This window comes from Dyella sp. SG562 (genome assembly GCF_011759495.1).
Lineage (GTDB): Bacteria > Pseudomonadota > Gammaproteobacteria > Xanthomonadales > Rhodanobacteraceae > Dyella_D > Dyella_D marensis.
Genome location: NZ_JAAOYS010000007.1, coordinates 185,350 through 198,667 on the forward strand (window position 1 = coordinate 185,350; position 13,318 = coordinate 198,667).

Annotated in this window: 12 protein-coding genes; all 12 read left to right on the forward strand. The window is 67.2% G+C overall.

Translation table 11 applies throughout. The features are described from left to right. Positions 1-23 precede the first annotated feature (23 nt). Positions 24-1,244, forward strand: a complete 1,221-nt coding sequence (gene flgE / locus FHW84_RS14525) for a flagellar hook protein FlgE (RefSeq protein ID WP_167256686.1) — start codon at positions 24-26, stop codon at positions 1,242-1,244. A 113-nt stretch (positions 1,245-1,357) separates the two neighbouring features. Continuing rightward, on the forward strand, positions 1,358-2,098 hold the full coding sequence (gene flgF / locus FHW84_RS14530; protein WP_167256687.1) for a flagellar basal-body rod protein FlgF: 741 nt from the start codon (positions 1,358-1,360) through the stop codon (positions 2,096-2,098). Between the two features lie 43 nt (positions 2,099-2,141). Next, a complete protein-coding gene (gene flgG, locus FHW84_RS14535; protein WP_167256688.1) occupies positions 2,142-2,927 on the forward strand; it encodes a flagellar basal-body rod protein FlgG in 786 nt (261 codons plus the stop codon). A gap of 9 nt (positions 2,928-2,936) precedes the next feature. Beyond that, entirely contained in the window at positions 2,937-3,623 is a 687-nt protein-coding gene (gene flgH / locus FHW84_RS14540) for a flagellar basal body L-ring protein FlgH (protein WP_167256689.1), read from the forward strand. Between the two features lie 224 nt (positions 3,624-3,847). After that, positions 3,848-4,951: a flagellar basal body P-ring protein FlgI gene (locus FHW84_RS14545; protein WP_167256690.1), complete on the forward strand. Its 1,104-nt coding sequence runs from the start codon at positions 3,848-3,850 to the stop codon at positions 4,949-4,951. A gap of 1 nt (position 4,952) precedes the next feature. Then, the gene (gene flgJ / locus FHW84_RS14550) at positions 4,953-5,930 is read left to right on the forward strand and encodes a flagellar assembly peptidoglycan hydrolase FlgJ (protein ID WP_167256691.1); all 978 of its coding nucleotides are present in this window, start codon (positions 4,953-4,955) and stop codon (positions 5,928-5,930) included. A 48-nt stretch (positions 5,931-5,978) separates the two neighbouring features. After that, positions 5,979-7,856, forward strand: coding sequence for a flagellar hook-associated protein FlgK (gene flgK, locus FHW84_RS14555; RefSeq protein ID WP_167256692.1), 1,878 nt, complete (start codon positions 5,979-5,981; stop codon positions 7,854-7,856). Between the two features lie 11 nt (positions 7,857-7,867). Next, entirely contained in the window at positions 7,868-9,058 is a 1,191-nt protein-coding gene (flgL, locus tag FHW84_RS14560; protein WP_167256693.1) for a flagellar hook-associated protein FlgL, read from the forward strand. A gap of 247 nt (positions 9,059-9,305) precedes the next feature. After that, on the forward strand, positions 9,306-10,448 hold the full coding sequence (locus FHW84_RS14565) for a flagellin (RefSeq protein ID WP_167256694.1): 1,143 nt from the start codon (positions 9,306-9,308) through the stop codon (positions 10,446-10,448). A 61-nt stretch (positions 10,449-10,509) separates the two neighbouring features. Then, positions 10,510-10,734: a hypothetical protein gene (locus FHW84_RS14570; RefSeq protein WP_167256695.1), complete on the forward strand. Its 225-nt coding sequence runs from the start codon at positions 10,510-10,512 to the stop codon at positions 10,732-10,734. Then, complete coding sequence (locus FHW84_RS14575) at positions 10,725-11,861, forward strand: flagellin (protein ID WP_167256696.1); 1,137 nt, start codon at positions 10,725-10,727, stop codon at positions 11,859-11,861. Before FHW84_RS14570 ends, FHW84_RS14575 begins: the two co-directional genes overlap by 10 nt. 63 nt (positions 11,862-11,924) lie before the next feature. Further along, entirely contained in the window at positions 11,925-13,316 is a 1,392-nt protein-coding gene (fliD, locus tag FHW84_RS14580) for a flagellar filament capping protein FliD (protein ID WP_167256697.1), read from the forward strand. The last annotated feature ends 2 nt before the right edge of the window (positions 13,317-13,318 follow it).

A 13,318-nucleotide genomic window follows, 5' to 3' on the forward strand; every position in this document is an offset into this window, starting at 1 on the left:
CAGTCTCCACAGGGGAGCACAGCATGGCATTCAACATCGCACTGAGCGGCTTGAAGGCGGCCTCGTCGGATCTCGAAGTCACCGCCAACAATATCGCCAATACCTCCACCACCGGCTTCAAGGGGTCGCGCGCGGAATTCGCCGAGCTCTACAGCGTGGCCGGCAAGAACCTGAGCGCCACCCAGGTCGGCAGCGGCGTGCGCCTGACCAACGTGGCGCAGCAGTTCACCGCGGGCAACGTGGAGAACACCAACAACGCGCTGGATTTCGCCATCAGTGGCGACGGCTTTTTTACCCTGAAGGACGGCAAGGGCCTCTCTTACACGCGCGCCGGCGCGTTCCGCCAGGACGCCAACGGCTATGTGGTGAACAGCGCCGGGCAGAACCTGCAGGTGTTCCCGGCCAACAATGCCGGCGGTTTCGACACCAGCACCATGACCGACCTGCGCCTGATCACCTCGCAGAACGCGGCCAAGGCCACCGGCAGCGTGCAGCTGGCGCTGAACCTGCCGTCGGATGCCACTCCGCCGGCCAATGCCTTCGACCCGAAGGACGCCACCAGCTACAACCAGGCCACGCCGTTCACCGCCTACGATTCGCTCGGCGCCACGCATAACGGCACCGTGTACTTCGTGCGCAACGCCACCGCCAACACCTGGGATGCGCACCTGTTCATCGACGGCAAGGACACCGGCGCCACCCAGCAGCTGAGCTTCACCAGCACCGGCGCGCTGGCCACGCCGGCCGGCGGCAAGCTGACCTTCCCGGCGATCAGCGCCAGTCCGGGCTCCGACCCGATGGCGATCACCCTGGACGTGACCAAGGCCACCCAGTTCGGCAACAACTATGCGGTGACCTCGATCAGCCAGGACGGTTATCCCACCGGCACGCTGTCGAGCATCGACGTTTCCAGCGACGGCGTGGTGCAGGCCAAGTTCTCCAACGGCCAGTCGCAGTCGCTCGGCCAGCTGGCGCTGGCGAACTTCGCCAACCCGCAGGGCCTGCGCCAGATGGACAACACCAACTGGGCCGCCTCGTACGACTCCGGCACGCCGGTGATGGGCGCGGCCGGCAGCGGCAACTTCGGCAACGTGCAGTCCGGCGCGCTGGAAGCGTCCAACACCGCCGACCTCACCGCGCAGCTGGTGAACATGATCAAGGCGCAGCGCAACTACCAGGCGAATGCGCAGGTGATCTCCACCGACGACAAGCTGACCCAGACCATCATCAACATCCGCAACTGACGCGCATAGCGCGTCACCCCGGCGAAGGCCGGGGTCCAGTGAAAAGTGCCGTGTCGTTGCGGCATCAGCCGCAACGACACGCAAAGCCCACGCATCGAATCGCGAGAACCACCATGGACCGTTCCGTCTATGTAGCCATGACCGGCGCCACGCAGATGATGCGTGCGCAGACCGAGGTGGCGCACAACCTGGCCAATGCCGACACGGTCGGTTTCAAGGCGCAGATGTCGGCGTTCAAGCCGCTGCCCGTGCAGGGCCAGGGCATGAACTCGCGCATCAACGGCGTGGCGCAGGGCATCGGCCTGGACATGCACGCCGGCGCGCAGATGGATACCGGCCGCCCGCTCGACGTGGCGGTGCAGGGCGACGGCTGGATGGCGGTGCAGGGCGCCGACGGCGGCGAAGGCTATACGCGCGCCGGCCAGCTGCAGCTCACCGCCGACGGCCTGCTCACCGACGCACGCGGCAATCCGGTGCTGGGCGACGGCGGCCCGATCACCGTGCCGGACGCCACCCAGGTCAGCATCGGCGCCGACGGCACCATCTCGGTGGTGCCGAAAGGGCAGGGGCCGGACACGTCCTCGGTGATCGGCAAGCTGAAGCTGGTCAATCCCGCGGCCGATCAATTGCAGCAGGGCGACGACGGCCTGATGCACCTGGCCAACGGCGGCACCGCGCAGGCCGACCCGGCGGTGACGGTGAAGGCCGGCGCACTGGAATCGAGCAATGTGAATCCGTCGCAGACGCTGGTGCAGATGATCCAGCTGTCGCGCCAGTACGAACTGCAGGTGCGTTCGATCCGCACCGCCGACGACAACGCGCAGTCGGCCACGCGCCTGCTGCAAGTGGGCTGATTTTTTTCCTGCAAGCGGCACGCGCCGCGCGGAGAGCGAAGCAATGTTTTCTTCCCTGTGGGTCGCCAAGACCGGTCTCGATGCGCAGCAGACGCGCATGGACGTGATTTCCAACAACCTGGCCAATGCCAATACCACCGGCTTCAAGAGCTCGCGCGCCTCGTTCCAGGACCTGATGTACCAGAACGTGCGCCAGCCCGGCGGCCAGACCACCGAGCAGACGCAGTCGCCGTCCGGCCTGATGCTGGGCACCGGCGTGCGCGTGGTCGGCAGCGAGAAGCTGTTCACCCAGGGCAATCCGCAGCAGACCGGCAACGCGCTGGACCTGGCCATCCAGGGCCGCGGCTTCCTGCAGGTGACCCAGCCCGACGGCACCGTGGCGTACACGCGCGACGGCTCGCTGCACCTGGACCAGAACGGCCAGCTGGTCACCGCGTCGGGCTATCAGCTCGATCCGGCCATCGTGGTTCCGCAGAACGCGCAGAGCGTGACCATCGGCACCGACGGCACCGTCAGCGCCACCCTGCCGGGCCAGGCCGCGCCGCAGACCATCGGCACGGTGCAGCTGGCCGACTTCATCAACCCCGCCGGCCTGCAGCCGAGCGGCGACAACCTTTATCTGGAAACCGCCTCCAGCGGCGCGCCGCAGATCGGCCAGCCCGGCCTCAACGGCCTGGGCACGGTCACGCAAGGTTCGCTGGAAAGCTCGAACGTCAACGTGGTCGAGCAGATGGTGGACATGATCGAAACGCAGCGCACCTACGAGATGAATTCCAAGGCGATCTCCGCCGCGGATTCGATGCTGCAGTTCCTCACCAACAAGACCTGAGCCAAGGCCATGTCGAACTTCCGTCGCCTGCGCCTGTGCGGCGCGCTCATCGCCCTGGCCCAGCTCGCCGGTTGCGCCATGCCCGCGCCGCGCGGCGACGATGCCGCCTGGGCCGCCACGCCGCCGCAGGAACCGGTGGCGCCGCCGGCCGCGGATGGCTCGATCTATCACGAAGCGCAGAACATGGAGCTGTTCAATGACCCGCGCGCGCACCGCGTGGGCGACATCCTCACCATCTCGCTGGTGGAGAGCACGCAGGCCAGCAAGAAAGCCTCGACCAGCACCAGCAAGAAGGACAAGAGCAACCTCGCCGCGCCCACCTTCCTGGGCCGCCCGGTCAGCATCGGCGGCAAGGATGTCAGCTTCGGCACCGACGGCGACCGCAGCTTCGACGGCAGCGGCAACAGCAGCCAGAGCAATCAGCTTACGGGCTCGATCACGGTGACCGTGGCGCAGAGGCTGTCCAATGGCAATCTGCTGGTGCGCGGTGAGAAGTGGTTGACGATCAACCAGGGGCAGGAGCTGGTGCGTATCTCCGGCATCGTGCGGCCGCAGGATATCGGGCAGGACAACAGCGTGCCGTCGACGCGCGTGGCGGATGCGCGCATTGGCTATACGGGACGCGGCACGCTGGCGGATGCGAATACGCAGGGCTGGCTGTCGCGATTCTTCAGCTCCAAGTGGATGCCGTTCTGATGAATACGACAGCGCGCTTTTCCCCCTCTCCCCCGTACACAAAATTTGTAAACGGGGGAGAGGGCCGGGGTGAGGGGCGGGTGCTCGCGACTGCATTGATCGGTGCCAGGCGTTCGCGTAAGGGGCTTGAGCAAGCCTTCGACGCTTCGCTCCGCCCGGCCCCTCACCCCAACCCTCTCCCCGGAGGGGAGAGGGGGCTGGTCTCTAGGCCTTGGTTGGGTCGTATGCGCTCACGCGTCATTCTTTTCCTTGTACTGCTGCTGTGCGTCGCTTCCGCACACGCCGACAAGATCCGCGACCTCGCCCAAGTAGCCGGCGTGCGCACCAATCAGCTCATCGGCTACGGCCTGGTAGTCGGCCTCGATGGCAGCGGCGACCAGACCACCCAGGCGCCGTTCACCACGCAGAGCCTGGAAAACATGCTGCAGCAGTTCGGCATCACGGTGCCGGCGAATGTGCGGCCGCAGCTGAAGAATGCGGCGGCGGTGACGGTGACGGCGCAGTTGCCGCCGTTCGCCAAGCCGGGGCAGGCGATCGACGTGACGGTGGCTTCGATCGGCAATGCCAAGAGCATCCGCGGCGGCGAGCTGCTGATGACGCCGTTGCGCGGCGCCGACGGCAATGTGTATGCGATGGCGCAGGGCAGCGTGGTGGTCGGCGGCATCAGCGCGCAGGGCAAGAGCGGTTCCAGTGTACAGGTGAATATCTCGGCCAGCGGCCGCGTGCCGAACGGCGCGACGGTGGAGCGCAGCGTGGCGTCCTCGTTCGGGCAGGGCGGCGACCTGGTGCTCAATCTCAATACGCCGGACTTCACCACCGCCGCGCGCGTTGCCGAAGCGGTGAATCGCGCCTATGGCGCCGGCACCGCCCAGGCGGTGGACGGCGGCTCGGTGGCGGTGCGCGGGCCGGCCGATCCGGCGCAGCGCGTGTCATGGCTGGGCATGATCCAGGCGCTGGAGGTGCAGCCCGGCGACGCGCCGGCGCGCGTGGTGGTCAATTCGCGCACCGGCACCGTGGTGATCGGTTCGGACGTCAAGGTCAGTGCCGCCGCGGTGGCGCACGGTTCCATCCAGGTCACCATCAGCGAGCAGCCGCAGGTCAGCCAGCCGGCGCCGTTCAGCCGCGGCGGCCAGACCGTGGTGGTGCCCAGCAGCAGCGTGCAGGTCAGCGAGGACGGCGGGCACATGTTCAAGTTCGGTCCCGGCGCCAGCCTGGACACGATCGTGCGCGCGGTGAACCAGGTGGGCGCTTCGCCGACCGACCTGATCTCGATCCTGCAGGCGCTCAAGCAGGCCGGCGCGCTGCGCGCCGAACTGGTGGTGATCTGAGATGGCCGTCGGCGACGGCGGCATCATCGGCGCGGCCAACGGCGCGCTCAATACCTGGACGGAGCTCTCGGGCTTCCAGCAGCTGCGCGCGCAGGCGGCTGGCGACGGCAAGTCGGCATTGCCGCAGGTCGCCAGGCAGTTCGAAGCGATCTTTACCCAGATGATGCTGAAGTCGATGCGCGAGGCCAGCCCCGGCGGCGGCATCGGCGACAGCGAGCAGGGCAATGCCTACCGCGATCTGTTCGATCACCAGTTGTCATTGAGCCTGTCCAACGGCGGCCATGGCCTGGGGATCGCGCAGATGCTGATGCGCCAGCTCGGCGGCAAAGATGGCGGCAAGGACAGCGGCAGCACCGATGCCTCCGCCGATGCCGCATCGAGCTGGCAAAGCACGCTGGACCAGCTCGCGCACGGTGCCGGCAAGGTCGCTGGCAAGGTGGCCGAGTGGATGCCGGGCACCGGCGACGCGGTGAACTTCGTGCAGGCGCTGGCGCCGCATGCGGAAGCCGCGGCGAAGAAGCTCGGCGTGTCGGTGCGCGCGCTGCTGGCCCAGGCGGCGCTGGAAACCGGCTGGGGCAAGCATCTGCCCGCGCACCACGACGGCAGCAGCAGCAACAACCTGTTCGGCATGAAGGCCGGGCGCAGCTGGGACGGCGACAAGGTCAGCGTGCCCACGCTGGAATACGAAGGCGGCGTGGCGGTGCGCAAGCGCGACCAGTTCCGCGCCTACGGCAACCCGGGCGATTCGTTCTCCGACTACGCCGACGTGCTGGCCAACAACCCACGCTACGCCAATGCCATCGGCAAGGGCGAGGACATCAAGGGTTTCGCCAGGGCGCTGGCGCACGGCGGCTATGCCACCGACCCGGCCTACGCGGCCAAGCTCGAGGCGATCGCCAACAGCCCGGAAATGCGCAAGGGGCTGGATGCGCTGGCCGCGCTCAAGTCGGGCGACGGTTTGCCGTCACAGTCGCCATGACGTGCTCCCCATTCCCTATGACACGTACCGCTACAAGGACCGCCCACCATGGCTGACCTGCTCTCCACCGGCGTCTCGGGCCTGCTGGCCTCGCAGATCGGCCTCAGCACCGTCAGCCACAACGTGGCCAACGTCAACACCGACGGCTACAGCCGCCAGACCGTGCAGTTCAACGCGCGGCAGGCGCAGCAGCTGGGCAATTTCTACGTCGGCACCGGCGTCAATACGGTGGCGGTGCAGCGCGCCTACAGCCAGTACCTCAATATCGCGCTGTGGACCGCCTCGTCGGACCAGAGCCGCGCGGCCACGTACCAGAGCCTGACCGGGCAGATCAACAACCAGCTGTCCGGCAGCACCAACCTGCAGACCTCGCTGGACGCGTTCTACGGCGCGCTGGGCGACGTCTCCAACGCGCCGGCCGACTCGGCCGCGCGCGGCGTGCTGCTGGCCCGCGCCAATGCGCTGGGCAGCACCTTCCAGGCGTTGTCCGGCCAGTTCAACCAGTTGAACACCCAGGTGCAGCGCCAGATCAGCGACACGGTCGACTCGATCAACAGCGACAGCGCTTCCATCGCCAAGCTCAACGAACAGATCCGCACCGCCTATGCCGGCGGCAAGGGTGAGCCGTCGGACCTGCTCGACCAGCGCGATGCGCTGATCAAGAAAGTCTCCGGCGAAGTGGGCGTCAGCGTGGTGCAGCAGGACGACCACACGGTGAGCCTGTTCGTCGGCAACGGCCAGGCGCTGGTCAACGGCTCCAATGCCTACGCGCTGGCCACCGCGCCGAATCAATACGATCCGACACGGCTGGAGATCGTCGGCAAGGACAGCGGCAGCGTGATCACCGGCCAGGTCGGCGGCGGTTCGCTCGGCGCGCTGCTGGATTTCCGCAGCCAGGTGCTGGACCCCGCGCAGAACCAGCTCGGCCGCGCCGCGGTGGCGATGGCCAGCGCCTTCAATGCCCAGCATGCGCAGGGCATGGACCTCAACGGCACTATGGGCGGCGCCTTCTTCAACGTCGGCGCGCCGCAGGTGCAGATCAGCTCGGCCAACCAGGGCACGGGCACGGTGGGCGCCAGCATCTCCGACGTCGGTGCGCTGACCACCAAGGACTACGTGCTGCGCTACGACGGAAGCGCCTGGAGCCTGCGCGACACGGCGGGCAACGCGGTGGCGATGACCGGCACCGGCACCGCCGCCGATCCGTTCAAGGCCGATGGCCTGAGCCTGGTGGTGGGCGGCGCTCCGAGCGCCGGCGACAGCTTCCAGGTGCGCCCCACCGCCGCGGCCGCGGCGGGTTTCGGCGCGGCCATCACCGACCCGAACAAGATCGCCGCCGCGGCGCCGCTGGCCGGCTCGGCCGGCGCGGCCAACACGGGCAGCGGCAGCATCGGCGGCATCGCGGTCACCGATCCGTCCAATGCGGGCCTGCTCGGCACGGCGAATATCGTGTTCACCTCGCCGACCAGCTACACCATCAATGGCGGCGCGGCGCAGACGTATACGCCCGGCCAGCCGATCAATGCCAACGGCTGGAGCCTCACCCTCAACGGCACGCCCGCGGCGAACGACACGTTCACCCTCAAGGCCAACAGCAATGCGCGCGGCGACAACGGCAACGCGCTGGCGCTGGGCAAGGTGGCGAACCTGGGCGTGCTCGACAACGGCGCCACCAGCGTGGGCCGCGCCTACGGGCAGCTGACCAGCCAGGTGGGCAGCGCCGGTTCCCTGGCCAAGGACGCGCTGACCACGCAGAACGCGGTGTACCAGCAGGCGCTGCAATCGCAGCAGGGCGTGTCCGGCGTGAACATCGACGAGGAGGCCGCCAGCCTGGTGCGCTACCAGCAGGCCTACCAGGCCTCGGCGCAGGTGATCTCCACCGCCAGCCAGATCTTCGACGCGCTGCTCAGCGCCGTGCGCAACTGAAGGAGCATCCGATGAGAGTCTCCACCAGCTGGATGGCCCAGCAGTCGGTCAGCAGCATGCTCGACGGGCAGGCCAGCCTGTCCGACCTGCAGAACCGCATCAGCAGCGGCAAGCGCATCAACCAGCCTTCGGACGATCCGGTGGGCGCGGCGCGCGCGCTGGAACTGGGCCACATGGACGCGGACGTGGCGCAGTACCAGCGCAACATCACCTCGGCCAATGCGCGGCTGGGCCTGGAAGACCAGGCGCTGTCGACCACTTCGGACGCGCTGACCCGCGTGCGCACCCTGGTCCTGCAAGGCATCAACGGCACGCAGACCGACCAGACCCGCGCCGACATCGCCGCGGAGCTGAGCCAGATCCGCACCCAGCTGATGGGCCTGGCCAACGGCAAGGATGGCAACGGCGACTATCTGTTCGCCGGCAACCGCACCGGCGGGCAGCCGTTCTCGGCCCAGGGCGGCGCGGTGGTCTACAACGGCGACGAAGGCCAGCGCATGGTCGCCGCCGGCCCCGGCATGCAGGTCGCCACCGGCGACCCCGGCTCGGCGGTGTTCATGAATATCCTCACCGGCAACGGCACTTTTCAGGTGTCTTCCGGCGCCGCCAATACCGGCACCGCGGTGGCCGGCACCATCAGCGTGGCCGACCGCACGCAGTGGGACAACGGCAACTACACCATCGCCTTCACCTCGGCCACGGCCTATGAGGTGCGCGACGCCTCCAACAACGTGATCGGCAGCGGCACCTATGCCGACGACGGCAACGCGGTGGTGGCCTTCCGCGGCGTGCAGGTGGGCATCAGCGGCACGCCGGCGGCGGGCGACAATTTCAGCGTGGGGCCTTCGGGCAAGCAGGACATCTTCAGCACGCTGGACAACATCATCGGCGCGCTGAAGACCACCGGGGGCGGGCCGGCGATGAAGAACGCGCTCAATGCGCAGTTCTCCAACCTCGACCAGGCCATCGACACCGTCACCCAGACGCGCGCCGCCATCGGCGGACGCATGAATGCGCTGGACCAGCAGCAGTCGCTCAACGGCGACCTGTCGCTGCAGTACCAGGGGGCGCTGAGCGACGTGCAGGACCTGGACTACTACGACGCCATCAGCAAGCTCAATCTGCAGAACACCGCGCTGCAGGCCGCGCAGATGACCTACACCAAGGTGCAGTCATCCACGCTGTTCGATTATCTGAAGTGATGCGGACGCGGGGATGAGCAGCGAACGCGCACGAGCGGAAACGAAGGTTGGCGGCGCCGTCCGCCGCGCCGCCGTATCCGATCGTCCGCCGCTGGTATCCGTGCGTGGCGCTTTGCCCTCGATCCGCTGCAGCTCCATGCCGCTGCCGCCGACGCCCTCCTTGAGGCGGCGGCGTTCCTGCTGGCATTCCCATGGGAATCCGAACCGCCGTCCTCGACGGTTCCGAATCCATTGGAGTGCAAGCACCATGAGCCTGAGCGTTACCACCAACATCAGCTCGCTGAATGCCCAGAACAACCTGGCCAGGACGCAGAGCAAGCTGAGCACCGCCATCGAGCGCCTTTCATCCGGCATGCGCATCAACAGCGCCAAGGACGATGCGGCGGGCCTGGCCATCTCCACCCGCTTCACCACCCAGATCAATGGCCTGAACCAGGCCGTGCGCAATGCCAACGACGGCATCTCGATGGCGCAGACCACCGAGTCGGCGCTGGACGAAGTGACCAACAACCTGCAGCGCATGCGCCTGCTGGCGGTGCAGTCGGCGTCCGGGTCCAATTCGTCCACCGATCGCGCCGCGCTGGACAAGGAAGTGCAGCAGCGCCTGGCCGAAGTGACCCGTATCGCGCAGCAGACCAACTTCAACGGCACCAAGGTGCTGGATGGCAGCGCCGGTACGGTGGCGTTCCAGGTCGGCGCCAATGTGGGCGAGACCATCAGCGTCAATTTCGGCGTCGGCATGAAGGCCAGTCAGATCGGCCAGATCGAAACGGCTTCCGTGACGGCGAGCGGCACGGAGCCGAAATTCCCGTTGACGCTCTCTGCGGATCAGACGGTGAAGTTCGACGGCGCGAACGTCACGCTCAAGAAAGGCACCGTGTTCAAGTTCGGCAACGAGATCGTCGCCGCGCTGAAGGCCGGCTTCGAAAGCGCGGGCGTGGATGCGCAGGTCTCGGTCGACATCAAGGGCAAGTTCACCATCGCCACGAGCAAGCTGGACGCCGTCATCGACACCTCGGCAGCCACCGAACTCGGTTTTGCGGCGGCCGACAAAGTGGTGGTCGGCAAGGACAGCAAGCACTTGTCGGACATCTCGATCGCCACCACCGAGGGGGCGAACGACGCGATCCGCCGCGTCGACGCCGCCCTGCAATCGGTGAGCGACCTGCGCTCGAACCTGGGCGCGGTGCAGAACCGCTTCCATTCCACCATCACCAACCTGCAGACGATTTCGCAGAACCTCGATTCGTCGCGCAGCCAGATCAAGGACGCGGACTTCGCGGCGGAGACCGCGAACATGTCCAGCGCGAACATCCTGCAGCAGGCCGGCGTGTCGGTGCTGGCGCAGGCCAATACCAGCCAGCAGAGCGTGCTGAAACTGCTGCAGTAAGCGATCAGCGATGGCCGCGCATGGGGCGCGGCCATCCACCACTCAAGGAAACCACACGGCCATGACGATCACGCTCTCCACCACCACCATTCTGTGCGGCCTCGCCGCCGGGGCGGCGCGTGGCCGGACGTGGCCGTTCCTAGCCCAAATCGCCAGCCTGCTCAAGTTCCATGGGAACCGGTCGAAACAGTACCTGAGGCGGACGTTCCAGCAGGAATTCCCGCTGAACCAACCGCCGGCCTCTTTCCGGCTTCGACCCCAACGGAGTGAATTCCCATGGTCATGAGCGTTACCACCAACATCAGCTCGCTGAATGCCCAGAACAACCTGGCCAAGACGCAGAGCAAGCTGAGCACCGCCATCGAGCGCCTGTCCTCGGGTATGCGCATCAACAGCGCCAAGGACGATGCGGCGGGCCTGGCCATCTCCACCCGCTTCACCACCCAGATCAATGGCCTGAACCAGGCCGTGCGCAACGCCAACGACGGTATCTCGATGGCGCAGACCACCGAGTCGGCGCTGGACGAAGTGACCAACAACCTGCAGCGCATCCGCGAGCTGGCCGTGCAGTCGGCCACCGGCTCCAACTCGACCACCGACCGCGCTGCGCTCGACAAGGAAGTGCAGCAGCGTCTGGCCGAAGTGACCCGTATCGCGCAGCAGACCAACTTCAACGGCACCAAGGTGCTGGACGGCAGCGCCGGCACGGTGGCGTTCCAGGTCGGCGCCAACGTCGGCGAGACCATCAGCGTCAACTTCAGCGTCGGCATGAAGACCAACCAGGTCGGCCAGGTCGACACCGCCGCGGTGACCGCCAGCGGCACGGCCCCGACCTATCCGCTGACCCTTGCCGCCGACCAGACGGTGAAGATCGGCACCACCAGCGTCACGCTGAAGAGCGGCACGGTGTTCAACACCGCGCAGGACGCCACCGACGCGCTGAATGCGGGCTTCAAGGACGCCGGCGTGGACGCGCAGGCTTCGGCCGACGCCACCGGCAAGATCTCGGTCGCCGCCTTCGGCGCCGACGTCGACGCTTCCGGCGCCACCGCCCTGGGCTTCGCCGCCGCCGACAAGGCCACGCACGCGCTGGACAGCAAGCACCTGTCCGACGCTTCGATCAGCACGGTGTCCGGCGCCAACGACGCCATCCGCCGCGTCGATGCCGCCCTGCAGTCGGTGAGCAACCTGCGTTCGGACCTGGGCGCCGTGCAGAACCGCTTCCAGTCCACCATCTCCAACCTGCAGACCATTTCGCAGAACCTCGACTCGTCGCGCAGCCAGATCCAGGACGCCGACTTCGCCGCGGAGACCGCGAACATGTCCAGTGCGAACATCCTGCAGCAGGCCGGCGTGTCGGTGCTGGCCCAGGCCAACTCCAGCCAGCAGAGCGTGCTGAAGCTCCTGCAGTAACTCCCGATGGACGGCCGCGCATAAAACGCGGCCGTCCCTTTTCATAAGGAAATCCTTCCGACCATGGCTATCACCACCTCTTCCACTTCTTCCTCCACCGGCCCGCTCACCGCCGCCGGCGTGGGTTCGGGACTGGACGTGAACGGCCTGGTCAGCCAGCTGGTGGCGGCCAAGAAAAAGCCGCTGCAGGACCAGATCGATTCCCAGACCAGCACGGCGAAGACGCAGATCTCCGCGCTGGGCCAGGTCAGCTCGGCGCTCGCCGCCCTGCAGACCGCATTGAAGGGCCTGAGCGACGGCACCTCGTTCCAGACCCGCAAGGCCGCGACCAGCGACGCCAGCGTGTTCAGCGTGAGCTCCACCACCGGCGCGATGAACGGCAGCTACAACCTCAACGTGAGCCAGCTCGCCACCGCGCTGAAAGTGCAGTCGGCCGGCGTGGCCAGCAGCGATGCCAAGGTCGGCACCGGCACGCTCACCATCGGCGTCGGCAGCAAGTCGATGAGCATCGACATCGGCAGCGACGGTTCCTCGCTGTCGCAGATCCGCGACGCGATCAACAAGAGCAGCGGCAACCCCGGCGTCACCGCCACCATCGTCACCGGCTCGGACGGCGCGCACCTGGTGCTGAGCAGCACCGCCACCGGCCAGGCCAATGCCTTCACGGTGAGCAGCAGCGGCGGCGACGGCGGCCTGGCGGCGCTCAACTACGACCCGGCGTCCAGCAGCAACGGCATGTCCGTGCTGACCGCGGCGCAGGACGCGAAATTCACCATCGACGGCCTGGCCGCCACCAGCGCCAGCAATACGGTGACCGGCGCCATCGACGGCATCACCCTGAGCTTGTGGAAGCCGGGCACGGCCACGCTGTCGGTCAGCACCGACAGCTCGGCGGCGTCCACCGCGGTGGGCAACTTCGTCACCGCGTACAACAACTTCGTGGGCATGTACCAATCGCTCACCGCGTACGACCCGAGCGGCGCCAATACCGGCGCGCTGATCGGCGACGCCACGCTCAACAGCATCAAGAGCACGCTTTCCAACATCGTCAGCGGGCCGGGCGGCAACGGCGCCATGCTCAATTCGATCGGCATCACCCTGCAGATCGACGGCACGCTGAAGCTGGACAGCGGCGCCTTATCCACCGCGCTGAGCGACGGCGGCACCAAGGTGAGCGGCCTGTTCTCCGGCACCAGCGGCATGGCCACCCAGCTCAACAGCCCGCTGACCGACTGGACCGCCAGCACCGGCGTGCTGACCACGCGCACCAACAATCTCAACAAGCAGTTGAAGGACCTGGGCACGCGCCAGGACAACCTCAACTCCGACATGGACGCGCTGACCACCCAGTACACCAAGCGCTTCACCGCGCTGGACACCCTGCTGACCAAGCTCAACAGCACCAGCAGCTACCTGACGCAGCAGTTCGACGCGCTCACCAAGAGCAGCAAGTAAGC